Origin of the sequence: Ensifer adhaerens (genome assembly GCF_002007205.1) — a bacterium.
GTDB lineage: Bacteria > Pseudomonadota > Alphaproteobacteria > Rhizobiales > Rhizobiaceae > Ensifer > Ensifer adhaerens_D.
This window is the reverse complement of the sequence record NZ_LAZS01000005.1, coordinates 740,308-764,121: the sequence shown is the minus strand read 5'-3', so window position 1 is coordinate 764,121 and position 23,814 is coordinate 740,308. Positions and strand designations below refer to the sequence as shown.

The 23,814-nt window shown below is 63.3% G+C and carries 19 protein-coding genes; 12 read left to right on the top strand and 7 right to left on the bottom strand.

Going from position 1 to position 23,814, the window contains the following annotated elements:
• Window positions 1–1,815, bottom strand: a complete 1,815-nt coding sequence (locus XB14_RS07545) for a methyl-accepting chemotaxis protein (RefSeq protein WP_077961014.1) — start codon at window positions 1,813–1,815, stop codon at window positions 1–3.
• Window positions 1,816–2,089: 274 nt separating this feature from the next.
• Between XB14_RS07545 and XB14_RS07540 the strand changes: the two genes are divergently transcribed.
• The 3 genes from XB14_RS07540 to XB14_RS07530 all read left to right on the top strand — a co-directional run bounded on the left by XB14_RS07540 (window position 2,090) and on the right by XB14_RS07530 (window position 3,848).
• Window positions 2,090–2,479 (top strand): acyl-CoA thioesterase, encoded by a 390-nt coding sequence (locus tag XB14_RS07540; RefSeq protein ID WP_077961013.1) that lies wholly within the window; start codon window positions 2,090–2,092, stop codon window positions 2,477–2,479.
• Window positions 2,480–2,489: 10 nt separating this feature from the next.
• Complete coding sequence (locus XB14_RS07535; RefSeq protein WP_077961012.1) at window positions 2,490–3,080, top strand: hypothetical protein; 591 nt, start codon at window positions 2,490–2,492, stop codon at window positions 3,078–3,080.
• 123 nt (window positions 3,081–3,203) lie between these two features.
• Entirely contained in the window at window positions 3,204–3,848 is a 645-nt protein-coding gene (locus XB14_RS07530) for a TerC family protein (protein WP_077961011.1), read from the top strand.
• An 85-nt stretch (window positions 3,849–3,933) separates the two neighbouring features.
• On the opposite strand, the gene XB14_RS07525 is transcribed toward XB14_RS07530, so the two are convergent.
• Entirely contained in the window at window positions 3,934–4,287 is a 354-nt protein-coding gene (locus XB14_RS07525; protein WP_077961917.1) for a DMT family protein, read from the bottom strand.
• A 480-nt stretch (window positions 4,288–4,767) separates the two neighbouring features.
• Here XB14_RS07525 and XB14_RS07520 point away from each other — a divergent pair, with 480 nt between their 5' ends.
• Entirely contained in the window at window positions 4,768–5,211 is a 444-nt protein-coding gene (locus XB14_RS07520) for a TIGR02594 family protein (RefSeq protein ID WP_077961010.1), read from the top strand.
• Between the two features lie 68 nt (window positions 5,212–5,279).
• On the opposite strand, the gene XB14_RS07515 is transcribed toward XB14_RS07520, so the two are convergent.
• Window positions 5,280–5,795: a GNAT family N-acetyltransferase gene (locus tag XB14_RS07515; RefSeq protein ID WP_077961009.1), complete on the bottom strand. Its 516-nt coding sequence runs from the start codon at window positions 5,793–5,795 to the stop codon at window positions 5,280–5,282.
• Window positions 5,796–5,998: 203 nt separating this feature from the next.
• Here XB14_RS07515 and XB14_RS07510 point away from each other — a divergent pair, with 203 nt between their 5' ends.
• Together XB14_RS07510 and XB14_RS07505 are read left to right on the top strand one after the other, a co-directional pair.
• The gene (locus XB14_RS07510) at window positions 5,999–7,753 is read left to right on the top strand and encodes an adenylate/guanylate cyclase domain-containing protein (RefSeq protein ID WP_077961008.1); all 1,755 of its coding nucleotides are present in this window, start codon (window positions 5,999–6,001) and stop codon (window positions 7,751–7,753) included.
• A gap of 6 nt (window positions 7,754–7,759) precedes the next feature.
• On the top strand, window positions 7,760–9,931 hold the full coding sequence (locus tag XB14_RS07505; RefSeq protein WP_077961007.1) for a CHASE2 domain-containing protein: 2,172 nt from the start codon (window positions 7,760–7,762) through the stop codon (window positions 9,929–9,931).
• A 180-nt stretch (window positions 9,932–10,111) separates the two neighbouring features.
• On the opposite strand, the gene XB14_RS07500 is transcribed toward XB14_RS07505, so the two are convergent.
• On the bottom strand, window positions 10,112–11,050 hold the full coding sequence (locus tag XB14_RS07500) for a FecR domain-containing protein (RefSeq protein ID WP_077961006.1): 939 nt from the start codon (window positions 11,048–11,050) through the stop codon (window positions 10,112–10,114).
• A gap of 252 nt (window positions 11,051–11,302) precedes the next feature.
• On the opposite strand from XB14_RS07500, the gene uvrB reads away from it, so the two are divergent.
• From uvrB to tyrS, 4 genes are all read left to right on the top strand, one after another.
• Window positions 11,303–14,272, top strand: coding sequence for an excinuclease ABC subunit UvrB (gene uvrB / locus XB14_RS07495; protein ID WP_077961005.1), 2,970 nt, complete (start codon window positions 11,303–11,305; stop codon window positions 14,270–14,272).
• A 1,209-nt stretch (window positions 14,273–15,481) separates the two neighbouring features.
• Entirely contained in the window at window positions 15,482–16,585 is a 1,104-nt protein-coding gene (locus XB14_RS07490) for an AIPR family protein (protein WP_077961004.1), read from the top strand.
• Window positions 16,586–16,675: 90 nt separating this feature from the next.
• The gene (locus tag XB14_RS07485) at window positions 16,676–16,876 is read left to right on the top strand and encodes a hypothetical protein (protein WP_077961003.1); all 201 of its coding nucleotides are present in this window, start codon (window positions 16,676–16,678) and stop codon (window positions 16,874–16,876) included.
• Window positions 16,877–16,972: 96 nt separating this feature from the next.
• The gene (tyrS, locus tag XB14_RS07480; protein WP_077961002.1) at window positions 16,973–18,235 is read left to right on the top strand and encodes a tyrosine--tRNA ligase; all 1,263 of its coding nucleotides are present in this window, start codon (window positions 16,973–16,975) and stop codon (window positions 18,233–18,235) included.
• A 604-nt stretch (window positions 18,236–18,839) separates the two neighbouring features.
• Here tyrS and XB14_RS07475 read toward each other — a convergent pair.
• A complete protein-coding gene (locus XB14_RS07475) occupies window positions 18,840–19,190 on the bottom strand; it encodes a winged helix-turn-helix transcriptional regulator (RefSeq protein ID WP_234804001.1) in 351 nt (116 codons plus the stop codon).
• 166 nt (window positions 19,191–19,356) lie between these two features.
• On the opposite strand from XB14_RS07475, the gene XB14_RS07470 reads away from it, so the two are divergent.
• Window positions 19,357–20,241, top strand: coding sequence for an NAD(P)-dependent oxidoreductase (locus tag XB14_RS07470; protein ID WP_077961001.1), 885 nt, complete (start codon window positions 19,357–19,359; stop codon window positions 20,239–20,241).
• Window positions 20,242–20,484: 243 nt separating this feature from the next.
• On the opposite strand, the gene XB14_RS07465 is transcribed toward XB14_RS07470, so the two are convergent.
• The gene (locus XB14_RS07465; protein WP_077961000.1) at window positions 20,485–21,072 is read right to left on the bottom strand and encodes a J domain-containing protein; all 588 of its coding nucleotides are present in this window, start codon (window positions 21,070–21,072) and stop codon (window positions 20,485–20,487) included.
• 641 nt (window positions 21,073–21,713) lie between these two features.
• On the opposite strand from XB14_RS07465, the gene XB14_RS07460 reads away from it, so the two are divergent.
• Complete coding sequence (locus XB14_RS07460) at window positions 21,714–21,926, top strand: cold-shock protein (protein ID WP_065774817.1); 213 nt, start codon at window positions 21,714–21,716, stop codon at window positions 21,924–21,926.
• A gap of 417 nt (window positions 21,927–22,343) precedes the next feature.
• On the opposite strand, the gene dusA is transcribed toward XB14_RS07460, so the two are convergent.
• A complete protein-coding gene (gene dusA / locus XB14_RS07455; protein ID WP_077960999.1) occupies window positions 22,344–23,441 on the bottom strand; it encodes a tRNA dihydrouridine(20/20a) synthase DusA in 1,098 nt (365 codons plus the stop codon).
• Window positions 23,442–23,814: the final 373 nt, after the last annotated feature.

The following is a 23,814-nucleotide window of genomic DNA, read 5'->3' as shown; positions in this document are numbered from 1 at the left end:
TCAGGCGGCGCGACCGTACCCCGCGTGCGAGCCTGATGGCTGCAGCCGGAACTTCGTCAGCAGCGATTTCAGCTCGCGGCTCTCGGCTGCGAGCGTCTGGCTGGCGGCCGTGGTTTCTTCCACCATCGCAGCGTTCTGCTGGGTCATCTGGTCCATGCTGTTGACGGCGACATTGACCTCTTGCAGCCCGGTCGCCTGTTCGCGGGCGGCGGTCGCGATCGACGCCACCTGCTCGTTGACGCGGTTGACCTGCGCCTCGATCTCCGACAGCGCCTCGCCCGTCGAACGGACCAGATCGACGCCGGCCCCGACCTCGCGCACCGACGCGCCGATCAGTTCCTTGATCTCCTTGGCGGCACCGGCCGAACGCTGCGCCAGTTCGCGCACTTCCTGGGCGACGACCGCAAAGCCGCGGCCCGCCTCGCCGGCGCGCGCAGCCTCGACACCGGCGTTGAGCGCCAGCAGGTTCGTCTGGAAGGCGATCTCGTCGATGACGCCGATGATCTGGCCGATCCGCCCGGACGAGCTTTCGATCCGCCCCATGGCGTCGATGGCATTGCGCACGATACCGCCGGACTTGGCGGCGCTGGCCTTGGTTTGATCGACCATCGCACGCGCTTCGTTTGCCCGTTCGGAGGCGTGGCGAACCGTCGAGGTGATCTCGTCGAGGGCCGCGGCCGTCTCTTCGAGGGCCGCCGCCTGCTGCTCCGTCCGGCGCGAGAGATTGTTCGCCGCTTCGGAGATATCGCCGGCGCTTGCCGTCACAATCTCGGTCGAATGCGAGATCGAGCCGATGACATCGCGCAGCGCTGCGACGGCGGTGTTGAAGTCGTCCCTGAGCTTGCCGTATTCCGGCGCGATGTGGCCGATGTCGGCGGTGAGGTCGCCGCTTGCCAGAAGCTCGAGCGCCGCGCCCACGGTCTCCATCGCATCCGCCTGCGCTTCCGCTGTTGCGCGATGGCGCTGCTCGTTGCCGCGACGCTCGGAACTCAGCCGCTCCTGCTGCTCGGCTTCGCGCGAGCGCAGTTCCAGCCGTTCCCGCACCGAATCACGCAGCACCACCAGAACCTTGGCCATCTGGCCGATCTCGTCGCCACGGTCGGTTTCCGGCACCTCGGACGAAAGATCCTCGTCGGCGATCGCCCGCATCGAGGCCTTCAGCTTCTCGACCGGCTTGACGACGCTGCGCACGATCGCAAGAGCCGCCATCAGAATGGCAAGTGCTGCCGCGGCAAGAATGCCCGCCACCTGCCATGCGCGCTCGCGGAACATCGCCGCCAGATCGTCGGCATAGACGCCGGTTCCGACCACCCAACCCCAGGGCTTGAAGCCGGCGACATGCGAATATTTCAGCACCGGCGCATCGGCGCCCGGCTTCGGCCAGTAGTAATCGACGAATCCCTGGCCGCTCTTTTCGACCGTTTTCACGAATTCGACGAAGAGATGCTTGCCGTTGGGATCCTTGTTGCCGGTGAGATCCTTGCCGTCGAGCTCGGGCTTGATCGGATGCATCACCATGGTCGGATGCATGTCGTTGACCCAGAAATAGCCGTTGCCCTGATAGCGCATCGCCTTGATAGCCTCGAGCGCGCGCTTCTGCGCTTCCTCGCGCGACAGCGTGCCGGCCACTTCCTGGCTGTGATAGGCGTCGAACACCGCGATCGCGTTTTCGTCCATCGCCGCGAGCATGGCCTTGCGTTCGCCGACGAGCTTTTCCTGCGCCTGGAACAGACCGAAGGTCAGCGCCGCCGCCATCGTCAAAAGCGCAAATGCCACCAGCGCGTAGAGACGCGCCGAAATCCTGAATTTCTTCATTGCCAATCCCCTGCCCCTTCGGCGCTCCCCGCGCCGCCCCAAATCCTGGCCGCCGCGGCATAGCCGACAGGCACTCCCAGAACCTGCAGGTTAGGATGAGGTCTTTGCAAAGCTCCTAACGAGGAACCCCTAAATTTGGCATTCCTCATTCACCCCCTGCGAAAGTATAACGCGCCAGCACCTCAAGGACGTTGCCGGCATTTGTTCGGCACCGGGTCTTCCCTCTAGAAGTGCGCTCGGGTTACATCTTTTCTCCAACAGGGAGACAGGCGGAATGACCGAACAGACGAGACCGACCGGCGAACTCACCTTGCGCACGCTCGCCATGCCGGGCGACGCCAATGCCGCCGGTGATATCTTCGGCGGCTGGGTGATGGCGCAGATGGACCTGTCCTGCGGCATTCGCGCGGCAGAGCGCGCCCGCGGCCGCGTCGTGACGGCGGCCGTCAAGGAGATGGCCTTCGCGCTGCCCGTCAAGATCGGCGACACGCTCTGCATCTACACGGACGTGGTCAAGGTTGGCCGCACGTCGATGACGCTCAAGGTCGAGGCCTGGGCGCAGCGCTACCTGTCGCATCTCATGGTAAAGGTGACGGACGCCATCTTCGTCATGGTCGCGCTCGACGAGAATGGCAAGCCGAAGCCGGTGCCGGCGGAAGAATAGGAGCGCGCGGATGGAGCCTGTCCATACAGACCCGGAGATCTTCTCGCATATCCGCGTCGTCATGGGCATGGTCGTCAGCCTCAGCCTGGCGCGGCTCTTGAGCGGCGTTGCGCTCTTCGTCCAGCATCCCGGCAAGACGCGTGTCTACTGGATCCACCTCGGCTGGGTCCTCTTCATGTTCGTCTTCCTCGTGCATTTCTGGTGGTGGGAGTTCCACCTGCATTCGCTGGCCGTGATCGACGTCAGCGTCTACCTGTTCGTCGTTCTTTATTGCTGCGTCTTCTTCTTCCTCTGCGTCATGCTGTTTCCAACGACGCTCGACGATTACAGCGACTACGAACACTATTTCATGTCGCGCCGGGCCTGGTTCTTCGGCGCGCTGGCTGTGGCCTTTGCCGTCGACCTCGTCGACACCGCGCTGAAGGGAAAGGCGTACTTCGCCTCCTACGGCGTTGAATATCCGCTGCGCAACGCCGCCTACATCCTCCTCTGCATTGCCGCCGCCTGGACCTCGAACCGACGCTTTCATGCGGGCTTCGTCGTCGCGGCCGTCGGCTACCAGCTCGTCTGGATGTACCGCGCCTTCGACCTGCTGGATTGAGACGCCATCGCGAAGCCGTCGTTGAGGATTTCCGTCCGGCGGTCTTGATCCAGCGGCCATGCAGTGCTTTATCCGTTAGTCATATCTGTATCTCGCATATGCACGTCGGGGGACTGTCGCATCATGGAAATCTTTACCGCTGCCGGTCTGGCTGCGCTTCTGCAAGTCATCGTCATCGACCTCGTTCTCGCCGGCGACAATGCCGTCGTCATCGGTCTTGCTGCGGCCGGACTGCCGACGGACCAGCGCAAGAAGGTCATTCTGGTCGGCATCATCGCAGCGACCGTGCTGCGCATCGCGCTGGCAAGCGTCACCGTCCAGTTGCTGGAGATCATCGGCCTGCTGCTTGCCGGCGGCATTCTGCTGCTCTGGGTCTGCTGGAAGATGTGGCGCGAAATTCGCGAACAGCAGGCGGCGCACGCGGCAGGCGAGAGCGGCGCTGCCAGCAATGCGCCGCAGAAGACGTTCATGCAGGCGGCCATCCAGATCGTCATCGCCGACATTTCGATGTCGCTCGACAACGTTCTCGCCGTTGCAGGTGCTGCCCGCGAACATCCGACGATCCTGGTGATCGGCCTTGCGCTCTCGATCGCCATGATGGGCATCGCCGCCGGCTACATCGCCCGGTTGCTCAACCGCTATCACTGGATCGCCTATATCGGTCTCGCGATCATCCTCTATGTCTCGCTCGACATGATCTACCGCGGCGCGCTGGAAGTCTGGCCACATCTGGCGCCGGCCGTCGCGGCGGTCGCAGCGGTGGTCTAGCCTTTCGCGCAGAAACGACACGCATGCAAAAGGCAGGGCGGCGGCCCTGCCTTTTTCTTTGGTCACCACAAAAAGATTGTCGGCCTCAGCCCTTGAAGATGAAGGAAGCACCCGCGGCGATCAGCGCGAAGCCGACCAGATGGTTCCAGCCGATCGGCTCCTTCAGCCAGAAGACCGAGAAGGCAGCAAAGACCAGCAGCGTGATTACTTCCTGCATCGTCTTCAATTGCGCGGCGGAATAGACCTGATGGCCGATACGGTTTGCCGGCACCGCCAGGCAATACTCGAAGAAGGCGATGCCCCAGCTCGCGACGATCGCCATGTAGAGCGGCGACGACGTGTACTTCAGGTGCCCGTACCAGGCGAAGGTCATGAACACGTTGGAGATCAGGAGCAGAAGAACGGGCCAGAGATAGGCCGGTGCAAGGGTGAACGACATGAAAAACCTCGGCGCGCGAATCACGCTGAGACGATGCGCCGGCACCCTGTCCGCGCGCAAGTGCCGCCCTCCTTTCGACCCGCGCGCCGCTACCGGAGCGCGCGTGACCACTATTTTTCTAGCGGATCGAGCGGCGAATCGACTGAGAACGATCAGTATTTCCGTAGAATAGCAATGCTTGCCCTAGTTTTTTACGGGTTTTGCCACAATTTTGCACCGGCCCCTGAGCAATGTCGGCTCGACTGCCCGACGGGGCAGGCAGGGGAATACCACACTTCGAAACGGCAGTTGCCGTGAAGTTGGCTCCGCGCCTCGGCGCGGTTCGCCGACAGGCCGATGCTGCGTATGAAACGCTGGGCACGCGCATGTCTGCCGAAGTTTCCCAAATGTGAGAAACCGTTGAGCAACCGGGTGCCATGCCGGCGATTGCCAGGCCGCCCCAACCGTTCGCACCAAGCAACTTGTCAAGGAGACGTGACCATGAAGGTCCTGGCGTTTCTTGCGGCTGCCTATGTCGCGCTTCTAACACCGGAATTCGCCAGCGCGGGCATGCTTGCCCAGGCGCAGCAATACAAGGGCCTGCACGAGGTCAAGAACAACAAGACCCTTCGCGCAGCGCTCGGCATCAATCCGGCCCGCACCCCCTGGTGCGGCCATTTCATGGGCATGGTTGCCCGCAAGGCCGGGCGCAGCCCGCCGCAGAGCTTCGGCATCGCCCGTTCCTGGCTGCGTTTCGGCGCGCCCGTGAAGCTCGGCTACGCCCGTCCCGGCGACGTCGTCGTCGTGCGCACCGGCCGCGGCTATCACGTCGGCATCCTGTCCACGCTGTCGAAATCGACGGCCCAACTGATCGGCGGCAACCAGTCCGGCGGCGTCAGGGTCTCGCAGTTCGCACGCGGCCAGGTGGTCGCCATCAGGCGGTAGCGCGGCCCTAAACCGCGCCCGAACGAGCTCTTTTCAGCACCGGCTTTCCGGATCGGCGATGCGCGTCCTTAAGAGAGCGACAACCGCATGGCGCAACGCCGGGCCGCCGGCAACCCATGCGCCGCCTCGTTTGCGAGGATTTGCGCGAGACGCGGATCGAGGTCGCCCGCGTCGAGCGTCACGAAGCCGAGCTTGCGGTAGAACAGCTCGTTCCACGAGAGATCGCGGAACGTCGTGAGCGTCAGCGACGAGAGCGACGTCGCGCGCGCATGCGCGATCGCGGACAGCATCAGGCTGCGCCCTAATCCCTGCCCCTGATGCTCGGACAGTACCGCCAGCTGCCAGATATGCAGGGCATCGTCGGTAACTGCCGCGCACAGGAAACCGATCGGCCGGTTGGACGCATCGACCACGACGGCCGACAGCCCCTTTTGCAGGAATTCCCGATGTGCCTCCTCCGATTGCACATCGTCGTCGGCAATCCAAGCAAGATCGGGGATCGTGCGGAACACCTCGCCCGAAGAGCGTTCGATGTCGGGCAGAAGAGAAAGGTCGCTTTCGCGTGCAGGTCGAATCAGGGGCATGACGGCGACATCCTAGCCAAGGGCGACGCTGCGTCGACCCCCTCGCCTCGCTCGGTCCATGGCCATCGATCGCCATGCAGCCGTTTACCGCCACGCCGCGCTCGAATGAAAGGCAAATCCGGGCGATTTACGCTTCTCGGCTTTTCTAATTTAAGTTACGCTTAATTTCCTTCTGACCAGATGCCGCAGGAGGGCCCGCCGCCTTGGAACGGAAGCTCGCCGTGATCCTTGCTGCCGATGTCGCTGGTTACAGTCGCCTTGTCGCGACCGACGAGGAAGGCACGCTTGCGACCCTGGCCACCTACTGCGAGACGATTTCCGGCCTGGCTGCGGAGCACGGGGGCCGCGTCTTCGGTGCGGCCGGCGACAGCCTGGTCGCGGAATTCCAGAGCGCCGTGCAGGCCGTGCGGGCGGCGGTCGCGATCCAGCGAACGCTGCAGCGCCGCAATGCCGACCTTCAGCCGGAGCGGCGCATGGAGTTCCGCATCGGTCTCAATCTCGGCGATGTCGTCGTCGACGGCGGCAATCTGCTTGGCGACGGCGTCAACGTCGCCGCCCGGCTCCAGCAGGTGGCGCAGCCGAACGACATCTGCATCTCCGGCGCGCTGCATGACCAGATCGAAGGCAAGCTCGAGTTTCCGATGCAGCGCCTCGGCGAGCGCGCGCTGAAGAACATACCGCGTCCGGTCCTGGTGCACCGCGTCGACTGGCGCGAGGACCCGGCGGGCGGCGACCTGCCCGGCATGCCGCTTTCCCTGCCCGACAAGCCGTCGATCGCCGTTCTGCCCTTCGTCAACATGTCCGGCGACCCCGAACAGGACTTCTTCGCCGACGGGCTGACCGAGGACATCATCACCGCGCTGTCGCTCTACCGCTGGTTCTTCGTCATCGCCCGTAATTCCTCCTTTGCCTACAAGGGCCGCGCCGTCGACGTCAAACAGATCGGCCGGGACCTGGGCGTGCGCTACATCGTCGAGGGCAGCGTGCGCCGCTCCGGCTCCCGCGTGCGCGTCACCGGCCAGTTGATCGAGGCGGAGACCGGCAACCACCTCTGGGCGCAGCGCTACGAGCGTGAGTTCGCCGACCTCTTCGCCATTCAGGACGAGATCACCCAGCATGTGGTCGCGGCGATCGAGCCGGAAATCCTGATCGGCGAAAACCGCCGCGCGCTTCTGCGTGGCACCGACAATCTCGACGCCTATGAATGCCACATGCGCGGCACGCTCCTGCACAACGCGCAGGATTCCGCCGCGCATTTCGACGAGGCGATCGAATGGCAGCGGCGCGCGATCGCCCTCGACCCCGAATTCGGCCGCGCACACATGATGCTCGCCCGCTCGCTCTTTGCCCGCTGTTTCTTCGGCTTCAGCAAGGACATCGACCGAGACAGCGCCGAACTGCAGGCGGAAGCCGCCCACGCCGTCGTGATCGACGATCACGATCCCTACTGTCACTATGTCATGTGTCTCGCCAACTTCGCCGCCCAGAGGCCGCACGCTGCGGTAGAGGAAGCGCAGCAGGCGATCGACATCAACTCGAACTTCGCGCTCGCCCACATGGCGCTCGGCTGGGCGCGCATCTATATCGGCCGTTTTGCCGAGGCGCTGGACCCGTTGCACAAGGCGCTGAGGCTGAGCCCGCACGATCCGCTGACCTACCTCTTCCTCAACCGTATCGCGCTCGCCCACTACCATCTCGGCGGCTATGAGGAGGCCTTGCGCCATGCCGAGCGGGCGCTGCTTCTGCGCCGCACCTATTTCAACCTCGTCATGCTCATCACCTGTCTCGGCCAGCTCGGCCGCATCGACGAGGCGCGCAAGCTGTTTCCGGAGGCGATCGCCAATGCGCCGCGCGACGTGCCGCGCTATTGGCGCTTCTTCACCGCCTATGTCGACCCCGCCGACCACGCGCATTTCAACGAAGGGCTCGTCAAGGCGGGCCTGCCCATCGTTCCGTAGGCCGCCATGACACGATCGCAACTGTTCGGCGTTCTGATCGGCATGACGGTGGTGGCCTTCTTCACCATCCTGCGCACCCAGGATCCGCAGTTGCTGCGCCAGGCGCGCGACGTCACCTTCGACGAGTACCAGCGCATCGCGCCGCGGCGCTTCGAGGCCATGCCGGTCAAGATCGTCGATATCGACGAGGCGTCGCTGCGCGAACTCGGGCAATGGCCCTGGCCACGCGACCGGCTGGCGAAGCTGACGAACCGGTTGGGCGAGATGGGAGCCGCCGCGATCGCCTTCGACGTGCTCTTTGCCGAACCGGACCGCCTGTCGCCGCGCACGGTGGTGCGCGATGTCGGCGGCGTCGATCCGTCCTTCCTTGCCGCCCTGCCGGACAATGACGAGATCTTCTCCGAAGCGATCCGCGACAAGCCCGTCGTGCTCGGCTTCGGCCTGACCAACGAGGGCAGCTACCTGCCGCCGGTCAAGGCCGGCTTTGCCCTGACCGGCGAAAGCGCCAACGAAGCGCCGCCGCGCCTGCGGGCCGCGACGCCGCTCAGGCCGCAGCTCGAAGCCAATGCCGCCGGCCTCGGTCATATCAGCCTCAATCCCGGCTCGTCCTCGGCGGTGGTGCGCACCGCCCCGCTGTTCCTGAGCGACGGCCAGCAGTTCTATCCGAGCCTGGCCATGGAGGCCCTGCGGGTGGCCCAGGGCGCTTCGACCTATGTGCTGGCCGCCGCACCCGACGTCGCCAACACGCTGACGGCCGTCAAGATCGGCGACTTCGTCGTGCCGCTAATGTCGAGTGGCGAGGTCTGGCTCTATGTCACGCCGGACACGACGGAACGCTACATCTCCGCGCGCCGCATTCTCGCCGATGGCGAGCCTTCGCCGGATATCCGCGCCGGCATCGAAGGCAGCATCGTCTTCATCGGCACCTCGGCGGCCGGACTGCAGGACGTGCGCACCACCGCGCTCGGCCAGAACGTGCCTGGTGTTTCGATCCACGCGCAGATCGTCGAGCAGATCCTGTCGGGCCGCTATCTCTCGCGCCCGGACTGGGCGAATGGGCTCGAAATCCTGTCGATCGCGCTGGCCGGAACGCTGCTGGTGCTGCTCACCACCTTTGTCAGCCCGGTCGTCGCGCTCGTCTGCGGCCTTGCCGTCACCGCGCTCGCGCTCGTCGCCTCCTGGATCGCCTTCTATTATGGCGGACGGCTCTTCGATCCGCTGGCCCCGATTCTTGCCGCCTCGATCACCCATTTCGCGGCCACCGCCTATCGCTTCCTGGTGACCGATCGCGAACGGCGCGAGGTGCGGCAGGCCTTCGGCCGCTATCTCTCGCCGTCACTGCTCTATCGCATCGAGCATACGCGCAATGCACTCAGCCTCGGCGGCGACGATCGCGAGCTGACGGTGATGTTCGTCGACGTGCGCAGCTTCACCGAGATGAGCGAGCGCATGACGCCGACCGAGGTGGTCGCCTTTCTCAACACGCTGCTCGACGCGCTGAGCCGGCATGTGCTGGCCAACGAGGGCACGCTCGACAAGTTCATCGGCGATTCGATCATGGCCTTCTGGAACGCGCCGGTCGACGTCGCCAACCATCCGCAAATGGCGGTGCGCGCGGCGCTCGGCATGCGCGAGACGCTGGCGCGGCTCAACGCCGACAATGCCTTCGGCTTCGGCGCCGATCAGGAAGTGCGCATCGGCATCGGCATCCATACCGGGCTTGCCTGCGTCGGCAACATGGGCGCCGAGACGCGCTTCAACTATTCCGCCGTCGGCGACACCGTCAACATTGCCGCGCGCATCGAAGCCGCCTGCAAGGACGTCAACATCGACATCCTCGTCTCCGAGGCGACCGCCCAGGCGCTGCCGGACCATGCGATGCTCGATGCCGGGGCGCTCAGCCTGAAGGGCAAGACGACCCGAACCCGCGTCTACGCCGTCGCCGGCGACGAAACCCTCGCCGCCACGCCCGCCTTCCAGGACCTGCGCGGCCTGCACGATCGGCTCGTCGAAGCGCTGCGCACCCGCACCCAGACCAGCCGCAGCATCATCAATGCCGCCAAGCTGAAGGCGGCGGCGCTGACGCCGGCGCTGACAGGCTTCTACGCCCGGATCGGCCGGCGCGCCGAGCACTTTGCCCAGGCGACGGAAGAGACCGCCAGGCGCCCGGCCGAATGAGTTTTCCGGCGGCTGTCGAGACCACCTGCGGCGCCTCATACGATACATGCGGAAATCGCCGCAGCCTCATGATTCAAGGATATTTTCATGCAACGAAACCGGCCGTAGACCATCGGCCGGTGGCGCGGATCTGGCTTCGATCCGGAAAGGTCGGCGGCAAAACCTTTGCCGCCACATCCATCAATCCTGGCTGGGGGCCTGATCCTGCTGCGTCCCCTGATCCCCGTTCGGCTGGTCTCCGCCACCGCCGTTCTGCGGTCCCGGGTCACCCGGGTTGTCGTTGCGTGGACCGGGATCGCCGGGGTTCTCCGGCCGCGGCCCTGGATCGCCGGGGGTCTCGGGCCGCGGTCCCGGATCCTCTTTGGGCGGCGGCTTCTCCTCGCGCGGCTTCTCTTCGACGGGAGCCGGTCGTTCGGGTACCGTGCGGGTGGTGCCCTCGAACTGCGCCGCGCGCAGCCCGCAACCGCCGCCCACCCAGCCGATCGCTCCGGACAGGCGTTGTCCGCCGGACAGGAACGGCAGCGCCTGGGCATTGCCCAGGGATTTCAACGTCGTGCGGCTGACCCGCTTCGGTTCGGTGGCCCGGCGGCCGGGCTTGGCGACGATGCAGTCGCAGCGCTGCGTCAGCTGCCGGCAACCGCCAGGGCCGCAGAAATCCGCCGCGCCGCTGAGCAGCACCACCGCAGTGGTGCCATCCGGGCCGACGAAGAAGTCGAAGGCGGTGCCGCGCACCCCGATGGTGCCGGCCGGCGTGACGATTTCATAGGCGGAATGGCCGGACTTGCCGCTGATCCAGCGGAACGTGCCCTTGGCGGCCAGGATGGTGAGTTTCTTCACCGACTTCTTGTCGTCGTAGACGAACTTGTCGATGACGACGGAGGAGCCCCAGCCGACCGCAAGCTTGGTGCCGTCCTCGAAGACGAACTGCCCGAGCCCGGACTTCGATGTCGATATCCGTTCGTTCTTGTAGACAGGGTCTCGGACCGCAATCGCACCCCGGGCACCGTTGACCGCTGTCCGGATCTCCACTGCCTTGCCGACCGGTTCGGCGGCAAACAGGGACATCGGACCAAGGACCACGGCGCAAAGCCCAAGTGCGGCACCACGCAAGCAGAACATGGCACCCTCCAAAGAACTATTGGTATCACGCGCCAGGCTTGGCTGTCTTCTCGCCCAATCGGGGTAACGCTGCGTCAGGCGCGCAACCGTAAGGGTTACGCCGCGACGCGTTTCCGGCCCGTCACGGTTGAACGGGCACGTTTCGTGATGCGACGACCCAAAAAGCCAGGGCTTGCCGAGGCAGCGAAATGTTGCCTATTTGTACTCGTTCGCCCCTTCACTTTCGCCCGGACTCTCTCCATATTCCCCGCCATGACCAAAGCTCCGAAGAATGCCCCGCCGAAGCCCTCCACCCCGTCCGGTTTCGAAGAAGCGCCGCAGGCGCCGTTTTCCGGCGCGCCGCTCAGTGGCAACGTCTCCGACTGGGTGAAGCAGCTCGAGGCCGACGCGGAAGCCTCCGCCTTCGAAAGCCAGCGCGAGATCGCCTCGAAGGCCGGTAAACACCGCAAGAAAGTGGAGATCGCCGCCTCCAAGGCGGCGCGCAAGGCGGCCGGCACGGATGAAGACGCGGCGCCGAAAAAGGCGGGCAAGAAGGGCAAGGTCGAGATCGTCGGCAGCAAATCGGCGCGCGGCACGTCGATGGGCGGCTCGACCGACCCGAAGACCCGCGCCGCCGCCGGCCTCAATCCGGTGGCCGGCCTCGACGTGTCGCTGGAAGACGCCGCCAAGCTGACCTCCACCTCGGGCGTCACCGCCACCGTTGAGGCGCTTTCGGCACTGATCGAGAGCGGCAATCCGCTTTTCAAGGACGGCAAGCTCTGGACCCCGCACCGCCCGGCCCGGCCGCCGAAATCCGAAGGCGGCGTCGAAATCCGCATGGCCTCGGACTACCAGCCGGCCGGCGACCAGCCGACGGCGATCGCCGATCTGGTCGAGGGCCTCTCCTCCGGCGAGCGCAGCCAGGTGCTGCTCGGCGTCACCGGCTCGGGCAAGACCTTCACCATGGCCAAGGTGATCGAGGCGACGCAGCGCCCCGCGGTCATCCTGGCGCCGAACAAGACGCTCGCCGCCCAGCTCTATTCCGAGTTCAAGAACTTCTTCCCGGATAACGCCGTCGAGTACTTCGTCTCCTACTACGACTATTACCAGCCGGAAGCCTATGTGCCGCGCTCGGATACCTTCATCGAGAAGGAATCCTCGATCAACGAACAGATCGACCGCATGCGCCACTCGGCCACCCGCTCGCTGCTGGAGCGCGATGACTGCATCATCGTCGCCTCGGTCTCCTGCATCTACGGTATCGGCTCGGTCGAGACCTATACCGCCATGACCTTCCAGATGAATGTCGGCGACCGGCTCGACCAGCGGCAGCTTCTCGCCGACCTGGTGGCGCAGCAGTACAAGCGTCGCGACATGGATTTCCAGCGCGGCTCGTTCCGGGTGCGCGGCGACACGATCGAGATCTTCCCGGCCCACTTGGAGGACGCTGCCTGGCGCATCTCCATGTTCGGCGACGAGATCGACGCCATCACCGAGTTCGATCCGCTGACCGGCCAGAAGACCGGCGACCTGAAGTCGGTGAAGATCTACGCGAACTCGCACTATGTGACGCCGCGCCCGACGCTGAACGGCGCCATCAAGGCGATCAAGGAAGAGCTGGTGCACCGCCTGGCCGAACTGGAAAAGGGCGGCCGCCTGCTCGAAGCCCAGCGGCTGGAGCAGCGCACCCGCTACGACATCGAGATGCTGGAGGCGACCGGCTCCTGCGCTGGCATCGAGAACTATTCGCGCTACCTCACCGGCCGCAATCCCGGCGAGCCGCCGCCGACGCTGTTCGAATATATCCCCGACAACGCGCTGCTGTTCATCGACGAGAGCCACGTCTCCGTCAGTCAGATCGGCGGCATGTATCGCGGCGACTTCCGCCGCAAGGCGACGCTGGCCGAATACGGCTTCCGCCTGCCCTCCTGCATGGACAACCGCCCGCTGCGCTTCGAGGAATGGGACGCGATGCGCCCCGACACGATCGCCGTTTCGGCGACGCCCGGCTCGTGGGAACTGGAACAGTCCGGCGGCGTCTTTGCCGAACAGGTCATCCGCCCGACCGGCCTGATCGACCCGCCGGTGGAAGTGCGCTCGGCGAAAACCCAGGTCGACGACGTGCTCGGCGAAATCCGCGAGACGGCCGAGGCCGGCTACCGCACGCTCGTCACGGTGCTCACCAAGCGCATGGCCGAGGACCTCACCGAATACCTGCACGAACAGGGCATTCGCGTGCGCTACATGCACTCCGACATCGACACGCTGGAGCGCATCGAGATCATCCGCGACCTGCGTCTCGGTGCTTTCGACGTGCTCGTCGGCATCAACCTGCTGCGCGAAGGTCTCGACATTCCCGAATGCGGCTTCGTCGCCATTCTCGACGCCGACAAGGAAGGGTTCCTGCGTTCCGAGACCTCGCTGGTCCAGACCATCGGCCGCGCCGCCCGTAACGTCGACGGCAAGGTCATCCTCTACGCCGACCAGATCACCGGCTCGATGCAGCGCGCCATGGACGAAACCAGCCGCCGCCGCGAAAAGCAGATGGCCTATAACGAGGCCAACGGCATCACGCCGGAATCGGTAAAGGCGAAGATCTCCGACATCCTCGACTCGGTCTACGAGAAGGACCACGTCCGCGCCGACATCTCCGGCGTCGCCGGCAAGGGTTTCGCCGACGGCGGCCACCTCGTCGGCAACAACCTGCAGGCGCACCTTAACGCGCTGGAAAAACAGATGCGCGACGCCGCCGCCGACCTCGACTTCGAAAAGGCCGCCCGCCTGCGCGACGAGATCAAACGCCTCAAGGCCGCCGAACTGGCTGCGATGGACGACCCGATGGCAAGGGAAGAGGCAAGGTCGCAGGAGGGTGGACGCGGCACCCAGGGCGGCAAGCGCTCCGGCAAGGGCGAGCCCAGCGCAATCTCCCCCCCTGTGGGGGAGATGTCCGGCAGGACAGAGGGGGGTAGTCCCTCCTCCTCCGACAGCTATTTCCAGAAACCCGACCTCGACGAAATGGGCCGCGACGTCGCCACGCTGGCCGGCGCGGACCGCTCGCTGTTCCGCCGGAACACCCTCGACGAAATGACCGTCGGCCGGACGGAAAAGCCGGTCATCGGTCACGTGCCGGAGAAGCCGATCCTCACTCGGGCGAAACCGGGTGTCGGGTCCTATGAAGATCCGGCGGATCAGAAGCGGCAGAAGGGCCGGACGAAAGGCAAGACGGGGCGGCCTGGGCGGTAGCCAATCTAGAGCGGGCCTCGCCAATCAGAGAAAGTCACGTGGTCCGGCAAGGCCGAGCCCAGCGCAATCTCCCCCCTTGTGGGGGAGATGTCCGGCAGGACAGAGGGGGGTAACCTCTCCTCCTCCGCCAAGATACCCCCCTCTGCCCCTATCGGGGCATCTCCCCCACAAGGGGGGAGATCATCCGAGAGCGACTGCCAGAAACCCGACCTCGACGACATGGGGCGCGACGTTGTCACTCCCGTCGGAGCGGACCACTCGCTGTCGCCGGAATACGCTGGACGAAATGACCGTCAGCCGTACCGAAAGGCGTATAAGCCACGTGCAGGAAAGCCGATCCTCACCCCAACAGAACCGGGTATCGGTTCCTAGGAGGGCGCGGCGGACATGAAACGCCAGAACGGGGTGGTAAAGGAGAAGACGGAGCGGTGAGATCGAACACATCGTGTCACCGCTGAGGCCCGCACGATGGCAAGCGGCCGGTAGCACGGAGAGATAACCCGCAAGATGACTTAACGTTTGCCTAACATGCGCGAATTTGCAACACGCGTTGTCACCCCATGGGAATCAATTTAAACGTGCATTGTTTTTTCGGGGGCCTGACAATGCACAGAGTAATAAAAAGCCACTTTGACAATTTCGTTAAGGATCACAATTTAACGCATGATGAATCTAAGAATTTTGAAGCGTTCTCTGCTTATTGCATCGGAAAGCACTTCACCTTTGACACCATAAATCCAGATTCATTGATATACGATGGCGACGAGCCAGGAATAGATTCCGCCTTTTTTGTGTGCGATGAATCGATCGTTACGTCGGCTGACGAAATCAAGTCCCTATTCGAAAAAAAGAAAAACAACCATGATATCACATGTGTCTTCATTCAGAGCAAAACATCGGAATCATGGGACAAATCAGAAATAAACACATACGAAAGCGCGGTTCTTGATTTTATATCGGATAAACCAGAGCATAAATATAATGAAGTTCTTTTAGAGAGAAGAGATATTTTTGAGACCATCATAAATAATGTTGGAAAAATAAAAAACGGTCGACCGAGAATTTCTTGTTACTTTATAAACACTGCAAAATGAAACAAATGCCAAAGAAATATTGGCGGCACAAAGAACCTTCAAAAATAGAATTGATGAAACTGGTTTATTTTTCGCGTCGGACGTCAATTTAGTCGATAGAGAAAAATTGCTAACCATGTGGATTAAGTCACAGGGCGCATACGAGACAACGTTTGAAATCATTGGATCCGCATCGTTTCCCAAAAGTACAGGGATTGAAGAGAGTTACGTCGTAACGGTATCGGCGAAGGAGTTTACCAAGAAGGTCCTAACTGACGAAAACGGAAGCCTGCGAAGATCCATTTTCGAGGAGAACGTCCGCGATTTCATCCCTTTTGATACAAGCGAAATTAACGGCGAAATTAGTCGAACTCTCCGGGACGAAGATCGCACCCAGCGCTTCGGCATAATGAACAACGGCCTAACAATCATTTCTCCCGACGTTCGCTTACAGAGCAATGAGATATTTATCTCAAACTACCAAATAGTGAACGGATGCCAAACCTCGAACGTTCTTTTCGAGGAAAACGCGATTATCACTGATAAAACGACGATAATGGCAAAAATAATCGAAACTGATGATCAGGATATTGTCGACGACATTGTTAGATCAACAAATCGACAAAACAAGATCGAGGATCACCAGTTTCTCGCGACGTTGGATAGTGTTAAGTCGGCAGAGCGCTATTTTATTGCGCGCGGTGGGGACGAGGAACATCGGCTGTATTTCGAGCGAAGGCCGAATCAGTACGGGCGCGATGGAATACCGAGCATCCGAATATTTGACCTGAAAGAAATTGCGAGATGCACCGGTGCAATGTTCTTAGACAAGCCCGACGTGGCAAGCAGATATCCAAATCAATTGGTAGAGGAATTACACGGAACGGTGTTCGACCCAAAAAATAGGGAAGAAATATTCTACACCGCGTCTTTTTGCAGCTATCGATTAAAATTGCTTCACAGCAATGGAAGGATAGACAAATCACTTAACCGCCTGAAGTGGTACTCCCTGATGGCTATAAAGTACCGAATATGCGGAGGAAGCCCCTCGAATGTCACGTCTCGCAAAGTCGAGAAGGACTGCGAGAAGATAATAGATGTAATTTCGCGAAACGACGAAGTTTGCATAAATCTCTGCAATGACATTGCGAGACGTTTCGCAACTCTTGGCGAGATTGACCGCGATCGATTGAGAACAACACGCTTTGTCGCAGAAGTTAGAGATGCGATGACTTCTTAATTATGCTTGGGCCGAGGCGCTCGTCTTCAGCGGGTTTTCTTCTGAATTAGGGGGCGAGCGCCATCTGCTCTGTGTGGATCGATAGACCATATGGGTGACGCTAGACAGTGGATCAACATGTTCAAGAAGACACGATCGCGCGAGGAGTCCGCTGATGCACTGCTTTTCGTGCTTAACTGCGCTGCGTCTCGCCAACCCCGCACCCTTGCCGCCACCCCCATTCCCCGCTACAACCGCACGATGATCAAGACCGCGCGCATCGCTGTCACCTATTATGCGACGTCTCCATAAGGAGCGGCGCGGTTCGATCATGCCTTGAAACAAGCCGCCGTCAGGCGGCTTTGTTTTGTTCAGTGCTCCCTGGCGGCAATGCCATGGAGACTACCAATGCCCCATCCAGACAACCCCACCGATGCCTTTGAGCCGCGTTCGGCGATCACCCGGACGCTGGTCGAGCGCGGTTATGTCAACCAGGTGACCGACGTTGCGGGCATAGACAGCGTCTTTGCGGCCGGGGTCGTGCCGGTTTATGCCGGCTTCGATGCGACGGCGGACAGTCTGCATGTCGGGCATCTCATGCCGATCATGGCGCTCAGGCGGCTGCAGCAGGCCGGTCACAAGCCGATCGTGCTGATCGGCGGCGGCACCACCCGAATCGGCGATCCGAGCTTTCGTTCGGCAGCACGGCCGATGCTGTCGGAGGACGAGATTGCTACCAATGTCGCCGGCATCCGCAAGGTTTTCGAGCGGCTGCTGACCTTCGGCGACGGGCCGAGCGATGCTGTCATGGTCAACAATGCCGACTGGCTCGACCGGATGGCCTGGATCGACATGCTCCGGGACGTCGGCAAACACTTCTCCGTCAACCGCATGCTCTCCTTCGACAGCGTGAAAACACGGCTGGAGCACCAGGAGAACCTGAGCTTCCTCGAGTTCAACTACATGATCCTGCAGGCGGTCGACTTCCTCGAACTGTTCCGCCGCACCGGCTGCCGGCTACAGCTCGGCGGCGGCGACCAGTGGGGCAACATCGTAGGCGGTGTCGATCTCTTGCGCCGGATCGAGGGCGCGGAGGTCTTCGGCATGACCACGCCGCTGCTGACCACCGCCTCGGGCGTCAAGATGGGCAAGACGGCTGCCGGCGCGGTCTGGGTCAACGAAGACCGCCTGTCGCCCTACGACTACTGGCAGTTCTGGCGCAACGCCGAGGATGCCGACGTGGTGCGCTTCCTCAAGCTGTTCACCGAACTGCCGATCGACGAGATCGAAAGGCTCGGTCGCGCCGAGGGTGCGGAACTGAATGCGGTGAAGGAGCGGCTTGCCAACGAGGCGACGGCGCTGGTGCATGGGGCCGACGCCGCACGGCAGGCGCAGGAAACCGCGCGGCAGGCCTTCGGGCAAGGGCAAGCGGCCGAGGGGCTACCGGCGGTCGCGCTCAGCGAAGAGGAACGCGGCGATGGCGTGGCACTCACCGACCTGCTCGTCCGCGCCGGTATGGCCTCGTCGAAGAGCGAGGCGCGACGGGCGATCGCCGGCCGCGGCGTCCGCATCGATGGCGAGGTCGTGGAGGATGCCGAGACGATGGTGACAATCGTTTCGGGTCCGATCCGCCTCTCCCTCGGCCGCAAGCGCCATGCCGTGGTGAAGTAGCGGTTCTCCGCGACGACCAAAGCCTCACCGCCCTCCACCCGGTGCTCGTCATCGGAATCCGGCCGCGCCGCAGCTGCGGCGCGAGGGGATGCGTCGGTAGACCTAAGAGCCTGGGCGCGTTGGCTCGGCATCTCCTGCCGCGCCGACGCGCGGCGGCTGGATCTCTGTGACAGGCACCAGAGATGAGGGTGGAGAGGGGGATGCAGCCGCAGAGATCGTGGCCGCATGGGCGTGACCACGGTGACCGGATCGCGGCGCTCTGATGGAGGCGGGTCACAGCGTCACCACCGTTGCCGAAGACGTGCCGGGATTACCCGACCGCCCTCATTCCTGTGCTTGTCACGGGAATCCAGCAGCGCCGCGCCTGCGGCGCGAAGGGCCCGCTGCCAAAATTGTGAGCCCCAGTGTGCCGGCGCAGTTTTCCGTCGTGCGGCCGCATGGCTACTGAGTCCCTGTGACAAGCAGGATGGAGTTACATAGGGCTGCAGCCGCCAGATCGAGGCGAACGGCCCGGGCAACAGATCGAGGGCTGCGGCGGCCGGCATCGTGGCTCCAGCGCCGCTCGAAAGTGAGCCAGCCCACGGCCGCGCTGACGTCGCAGCGGTCAGCCCGCCGCAACCGCCCTCGCCTCGGCCTGCCCCACGTCGTCGCCAAACTCCTCGCCCCACTTGCAGAGCGCATCGGCCGCCGCGTTCAGCGCGGCACCGCGTTTCGTCAGCGAATAGACCACCTTTGGCGGCGTTTCCGGATAGGTGGTGCGGCTGACGAGGCCATCGGCTTCCAGTTCGCGCAGCTGCTGCACCAGCATCTTTTCGCTGATGGCGGGCATCGCCTGGCGCAGGCGGCCGAAGCGGCGCGCGGCCTTGCCGAGTTCGCAGAGGATATCGACCTTCCACTTGCCCTCGATCGCCCGCAGCGCGGTCATGAAACCGCAGTTTTCCATGGCATCCGTCACGTCATCCTCCCTTACGCCGGGGTAACCACTTACCCGCGGGTGCGTATTGCGACCCGATTGTCCCACATTACGTCTCAGCCGCGACGACAAACGCGTCGCCTCGAACAATCGAAGCGGGATGCGCGTTGCGAGCGACGATCCCGCACCATGGATATGGAGACTGGATATGCAACCTGCAATCAGCGTTTTGGGAATGGGGCGGATGGGGTCGGCACTGGCGCATGCACTGCTCAAGGCCGGACACCCGACGACCGTGTGGAACCGTACGCCGGCAAAGGCGGCGCCGCTCGCCGCGGCCGGAGCCGAGGTGGCGGCCAGTGTACGCAACGCCGTCGCAGCGTCCGACATCGTCATCGTCAATGTCAGCGACTACCAGGCGACGCAAAGCCTGCTGCGCGCCCCTGACGTTACTGGCACCCTCAAGGGCAAGCTGATCATCGAGCTGACCTCCGGCACGCCGGACGGCGCGCGCGAAGTGCAGGCCTGGGCCACGCGGCACGGCATCCGCCATCTCGACGGCGCCATCCTGGCGACGCCGGATTTCATCGGCACCGAGGCGGGCACGCTGCTCGTCTCCGGTCCGTCCGCTGTTTTCGAGGAAAGCCGCGCGGTGCTCAGCGCGCTCGGCGGCAATGTGCAGTTCATCGGCGAGGATCCGGGCCTTGCCAACGCGCTCGACAGCGCCGTGCTGGCGCTGATGTGGGGCGCGCTCTTCGGCGGCCTGCAGGCGATCGCCGTTTCTCGCGCCGAGGCGATCGATCTCGAAACGCTTGGCAAGCAATGGTCGGCGACGGCGCCTGTCATCGACGGCCTGGTGTCCGACCTGATCAAGCGTAGCGCCGCCGGGCGCTATGCCGCCGACGGTGAAACGCTCTCCACCGTCTCGCCGCACTACGGCGCCTTCCACCATCTGGTCGAGCTGATGAAAGCCCGCGGCATCGACCGGACGATCACCGACGGCTACCAGACGGTCTTCCGCCGCGCGATCGAGGCCGGCCACCTGCACGACGATTTCGCGTCGCTGTCGCTGTTTATGAAACGGCCGGCGTAAAGCGAAAGCGGAAGGGCGCGGCGATCAGCAGCCGCGCCCTCAGGGGTGGTCGACGGCAAACTGGCCGCCGCAGCGTTGATCACGACATTCTACCTGCAGGGAGGGCTACGCCTTTCCCCGCATTGCTGCGCTCACGTGGCTGCACGAAGGCGGTGCAGGACCGGGAGACACGCGGCGCTGCCGCCGCGCTTTGGGAGCGACCGTTGCCTTCGTCGCGTCGAGCGTACGGAAGGCAGGCAGGCCCTACTCTGCCGCGTGCGCCTTCACCTCCAGCGCCTCCAGCTCGTAGGAATAGCCTTCCAGCATCTCATACGCCTGCTCGATCGTCTTGATCTGCTCGTCGGTGCTCTTGATCGCCTCGGCGATCGAGCGCGAGCGGGCCCGCAGCATCGAGCCGAGCACGTCGGTCTCCGGCCGGCGGCCGAGGCGGTCGAGGTGCTTGCGCACGCGGGCGCGGTGACGCTCGAGCTCGAGGATATGGAAGCGGCTCTTGACGATGTCGTCGGAGAGCTTGCGCCGCATGGCGGCCACCGGATCGAAGCTGCCCGGCTCGCGCTCGTCGAGAATGAACTCGTTGACCAGCGTTTCCAGCATCATCAGGCCCTTGAGGTCGCGCGGATCGGCAAGCTGCGGATCGTAGCCGGTATCGTCATACACCTTGCGGCGCACAGGATCCTTGAGCAGCTCGTAGGCCACCTGCAGCCGCGCAAACTGTTCGGGATCGCCGCCGGAATCCGGATGCGCCAATTTCGCCGCCTTGCGATAGGCGCTACGGATTGCCTGATTGTCGGCATCGCGTTCCAGTCCAAGCAGTTCGTAAGGGTCGATCACGCTGTCCCTCTCCGTATGTCACTCCCGCCGCGGCCAGGGCCGTCGGCGCATTCTGCAGGCACGTCACGCCGTCCCGCATTGCGGCCGGCAGGGCATCGCTAAGCCATCGCGGCCGAAGACGGAACCAACCTTCGGTAAAACCTGCGCGTTATCCCTGATATGCGCAAGCTTTATCCCTGGGGAACCAGAAGCCTTCGGCAGCGACCAGGCGAAGCGAAAACCTTCCACCCCGACGTGCGAACGGCCGCCGGCGGCGCGCACGTTCGGTCGCGGTCGGGACGAAATTGTGTCGAGAAACGGGCCGTCCCCGATTTTTCTGCCCGCCGCCAGGCCGGGCGTCGAGAACCGGTCAAAGCCTTGCAAAGACAGAGGCCGCGCGCCTTGGCGCGGCGCACAAGGCGCTTGCCTTTTTCTGCAAATCCTGTCACTTCTTGCGCCGTTCGGGCGATTTCTATCCCGGAGACTGGACTTTCAACTGCGCCCGGCCTTGTGCTGGGACCGCCGGCAGCGGCACCGTAGACGTCTTTTCCCCGATATCGTGACCACTCGACGCCTTTCCGCTTGCAAGCGGAAGACGAGATGCCCACATCCCCCAGGGGGCGCGGGCAACGCAAATTGACTGAAGGAAAAGGACTTCTTCCATGGCCACTAAGGGCACCGTAAAATTCTTCAACCAGGACAAGGGCTTCGGCTTCATCACGCCGGATGGCGGCGCGAAGGACGTGTTCGTGCACATCTCCGCCGTTCAGGCCGCTGGCCTCGCGACCCTCAAGGATGGCCAGCAGGTCACCTTCGACACCGAGCCGGATCGCATGGGCAAGGGCCCGAAGGCCGTCAACATCCAGGCTGCCTAAGCCGGATCGTCCAGTCGGACATTCATTTGGAAACGGCGCTCCGCAAGGGGCGCCGTTTTCGTTTGGGGGAAGAAGAATAACATCGTTCGTAACGCGTCCACGTCCTCCGTCATGCTCGGGCTGGACCCGAGCATCCAGAACCGGGCACGCCGCATCTCTCGTTTGAGGTTGTTGAAGAACCGACGGAGAAAGCCGAGACGTGCAGGAGCCAACCCCCGTCATGCTCGGGCTAGACTGGAGCCTCCAAAACCACGCGCGCCACCTGTTTCCCTCGATGCAGCATGCCTGCTCCTGGGCTGCCAGCCTCAAGGATCCTCGGGTCGAGCCCGAGGGTGACGCGTGGAGAGGTCTGCGACACCGCCCCCCGAACGTCGCGCGGAGCCTCGCGCCTTACCTGTCGCAATCTATACCGACGCCCTATTCCGCCGCCTGCTTGGCCGCCGTCGCCTCGAACACCGCGTCGAAGGCCGCGTGGATCACGTCCGGCCCCGCGCCCTGGCGGGTCGCATCGGAGGACAGGATCTGGCGATAACGTCGCGCGCCCGGCCAGCCCTGGAACAGGCCGACCATATGACGGGTCACATGGATCAGGCGCCCGCCACTCTCGATATGCGCGGCGGCGTGGTCCGCCATTGCGTCGCGGACTTCAGCCCAGAAATCGAGATCGAGACGATGGCCGCGCTCGGAGAAGGTGGCGCCGTTTTCCACGACGGGCTTGGCGCCGGTCAGCGGATGCGGGAAATGGCCATCGGCCGCCGTCAGCATCGCGCTGTCGTGGTAGGCGGCGCGGCCGAGCATCACACCATCCAGATGCTGAAGCTGTTCAAGGGCCTGATTCAACGTCTGAAGCCCGCCATTGATGCCGATGAAAAGATTGGGATTTTCCTGTTTCAGCCGATGCACGAGGCCATAGTCGAGCGGCGGGATCTCGCGGTTTTCCCTCGGGCTCAGTCCCTGCAGCCAGGCCTTGCGCGCATGCACCCAGACGGCGTCCGTGCCGGCATCCACCACCCTTGCCACGAGCGTGCGCAACGCCACTTCCGGATCCTGTTCGTCGACACCGATGCGGCATTTGACCGTAACCGGGATATTCACCGCCGCCTTCATCGCCGCAACGCAGGCCGCCACCGTCTCCGGCTCCTGCATCAGGCAGGCGCCGAAGGTGCCGGACTGCACCCGGTCCGACGGGCAGCCGACATTCATGTTGATCTCGTCGTAGCCGAAGCCTTCGGCGATCCGTGCCGCCTCTGCCATCTTCGCCGGATCATTACCGCCGAGCTGCAGCGCGACCGGATGTTCGCAGACGTCGAAGGCGAGCAGCCTCTGCCGGTCACCCCGCAGGATCGCTTCGGCGACGATCATCTCGGTATAGAGAAGCGCATGCTGCGACAGTTGCCGCGCGAAGAAGCGATAATGCCGGTCCGTCCAGTCGATCATGGGCGCCACGGCGAATACGGGCCCCCTGAAGTACCTGCGCCTTTCCCCGTTCTCAGCCGTTTGCGCCGTTTCCATCATCTCTTGTCAGCTCTTGTTTGAGCCCTTCTCAGACCGTTTCGCGGGGGCGATTGCTACAATCTCGCAAATGGTCAGGGGCTAGTCGTAAGTCCGTGGGCAGCATCGCCGGGCGAAAGCGCCCCCATGGGCAGGGATCATATACTGCGTGGATCCGCAGAATGCGAGAGGGCAAACAGTCCAGGGTGGGAGACGTGGCAGACGGGACTGGCGGGACCGGGCACGCTGGGAAACGGGAAGGATCCTCGCCGACGCGATCGCTCGCTATCTGGTGCAGAGCAGCCAATCGGAAGGACGAAGGCGCAGGGGCGAGAATAGCAGCACCGTCGAAGCCCTCTAAGTCGTTTACAAACCACAATTTTTGTTTAGTTAGAGC

Excerpts from the sequence above, each read along its gene's own strand:
- XB14_RS07545 (WP_077961014.1), bottom strand. The coding sequence starts at position 1,815 with ATGAAGAAATTCAGGATTTCGGCGCGTCTCTACGCGCTGGTGGCATTT.
- XB14_RS07540 (WP_077961013.1), top strand. The coding sequence starts at position 2,090 with ATGACCGAACAGACGAGACCGACCGGCGAACTCACCTTGCGCACGCTC.
- XB14_RS07535 (WP_077961012.1), top strand. The coding sequence starts at position 2,490 with ATGGAGCCTGTCCATACAGACCCGGAGATCTTCTCGCATATCCGCGTC.
- XB14_RS07530 (WP_077961011.1), top strand. The coding sequence starts at position 3,204 with ATGGAAATCTTTACCGCTGCCGGTCTGGCTGCGCTTCTGCAAGTCATC.
- XB14_RS07525 (WP_077961917.1), bottom strand. The coding sequence starts at position 4,287 with ATGTCGTTCACCCTTGCACCGGCCTATCTCTGGCCCGTTCTTCTGCTC.
- XB14_RS07520 (WP_077961010.1), top strand. The coding sequence starts at position 4,768 with ATGAAGGTCCTGGCGTTTCTTGCGGCTGCCTATGTCGCGCTTCTAACA.
- XB14_RS07515 (WP_077961009.1), bottom strand. The coding sequence starts at position 5,795 with ATGCCCCTGATTCGACCTGCACGCGAAAGCGACCTTTCTCTTCTGCCC.
- XB14_RS07505 (WP_077961007.1), top strand. The coding sequence starts at position 7,760 with ATGACACGATCGCAACTGTTCGGCGTTCTGATCGGCATGACGGTGGTG.
- XB14_RS07500 (WP_077961006.1), bottom strand. The coding sequence starts at position 11,050 with ATGTTCTGCTTGCGTGGTGCCGCACTTGGGCTTTGCGCCGTGGTCCTT.
- uvrB (WP_077961005.1), top strand. The coding sequence starts at position 11,303 with ATGACCAAAGCTCCGAAGAATGCCCCGCCGAAGCCCTCCACCCCGTCC.
- XB14_RS07490 (WP_077961004.1), top strand. The coding sequence starts at position 15,482 with ATGTGGATTAAGTCACAGGGCGCATACGAGACAACGTTTGAAATCATT.
- XB14_RS07485 (WP_077961003.1), top strand. The coding sequence starts at position 16,676 with ATGGGTGACGCTAGACAGTGGATCAACATGTTCAAGAAGACACGATCG.
- tyrS (WP_077961002.1), top strand. The coding sequence starts at position 16,973 with ATGCCCCATCCAGACAACCCCACCGATGCCTTTGAGCCGCGTTCGGCG.
- XB14_RS07470 (WP_077961001.1), top strand. The coding sequence starts at position 19,357 with ATGCAACCTGCAATCAGCGTTTTGGGAATGGGGCGGATGGGGTCGGCA.
- XB14_RS07460 (WP_065774817.1), top strand. The coding sequence starts at position 21,714 with ATGGCCACTAAGGGCACCGTAAAATTCTTCAACCAGGACAAGGGCTTC.
- dusA (WP_077960999.1), bottom strand. The coding sequence starts at position 23,441 with ATGATGGAAACGGCGCAAACGGCTGAGAACGGGGAAAGGCGCAGGTAC.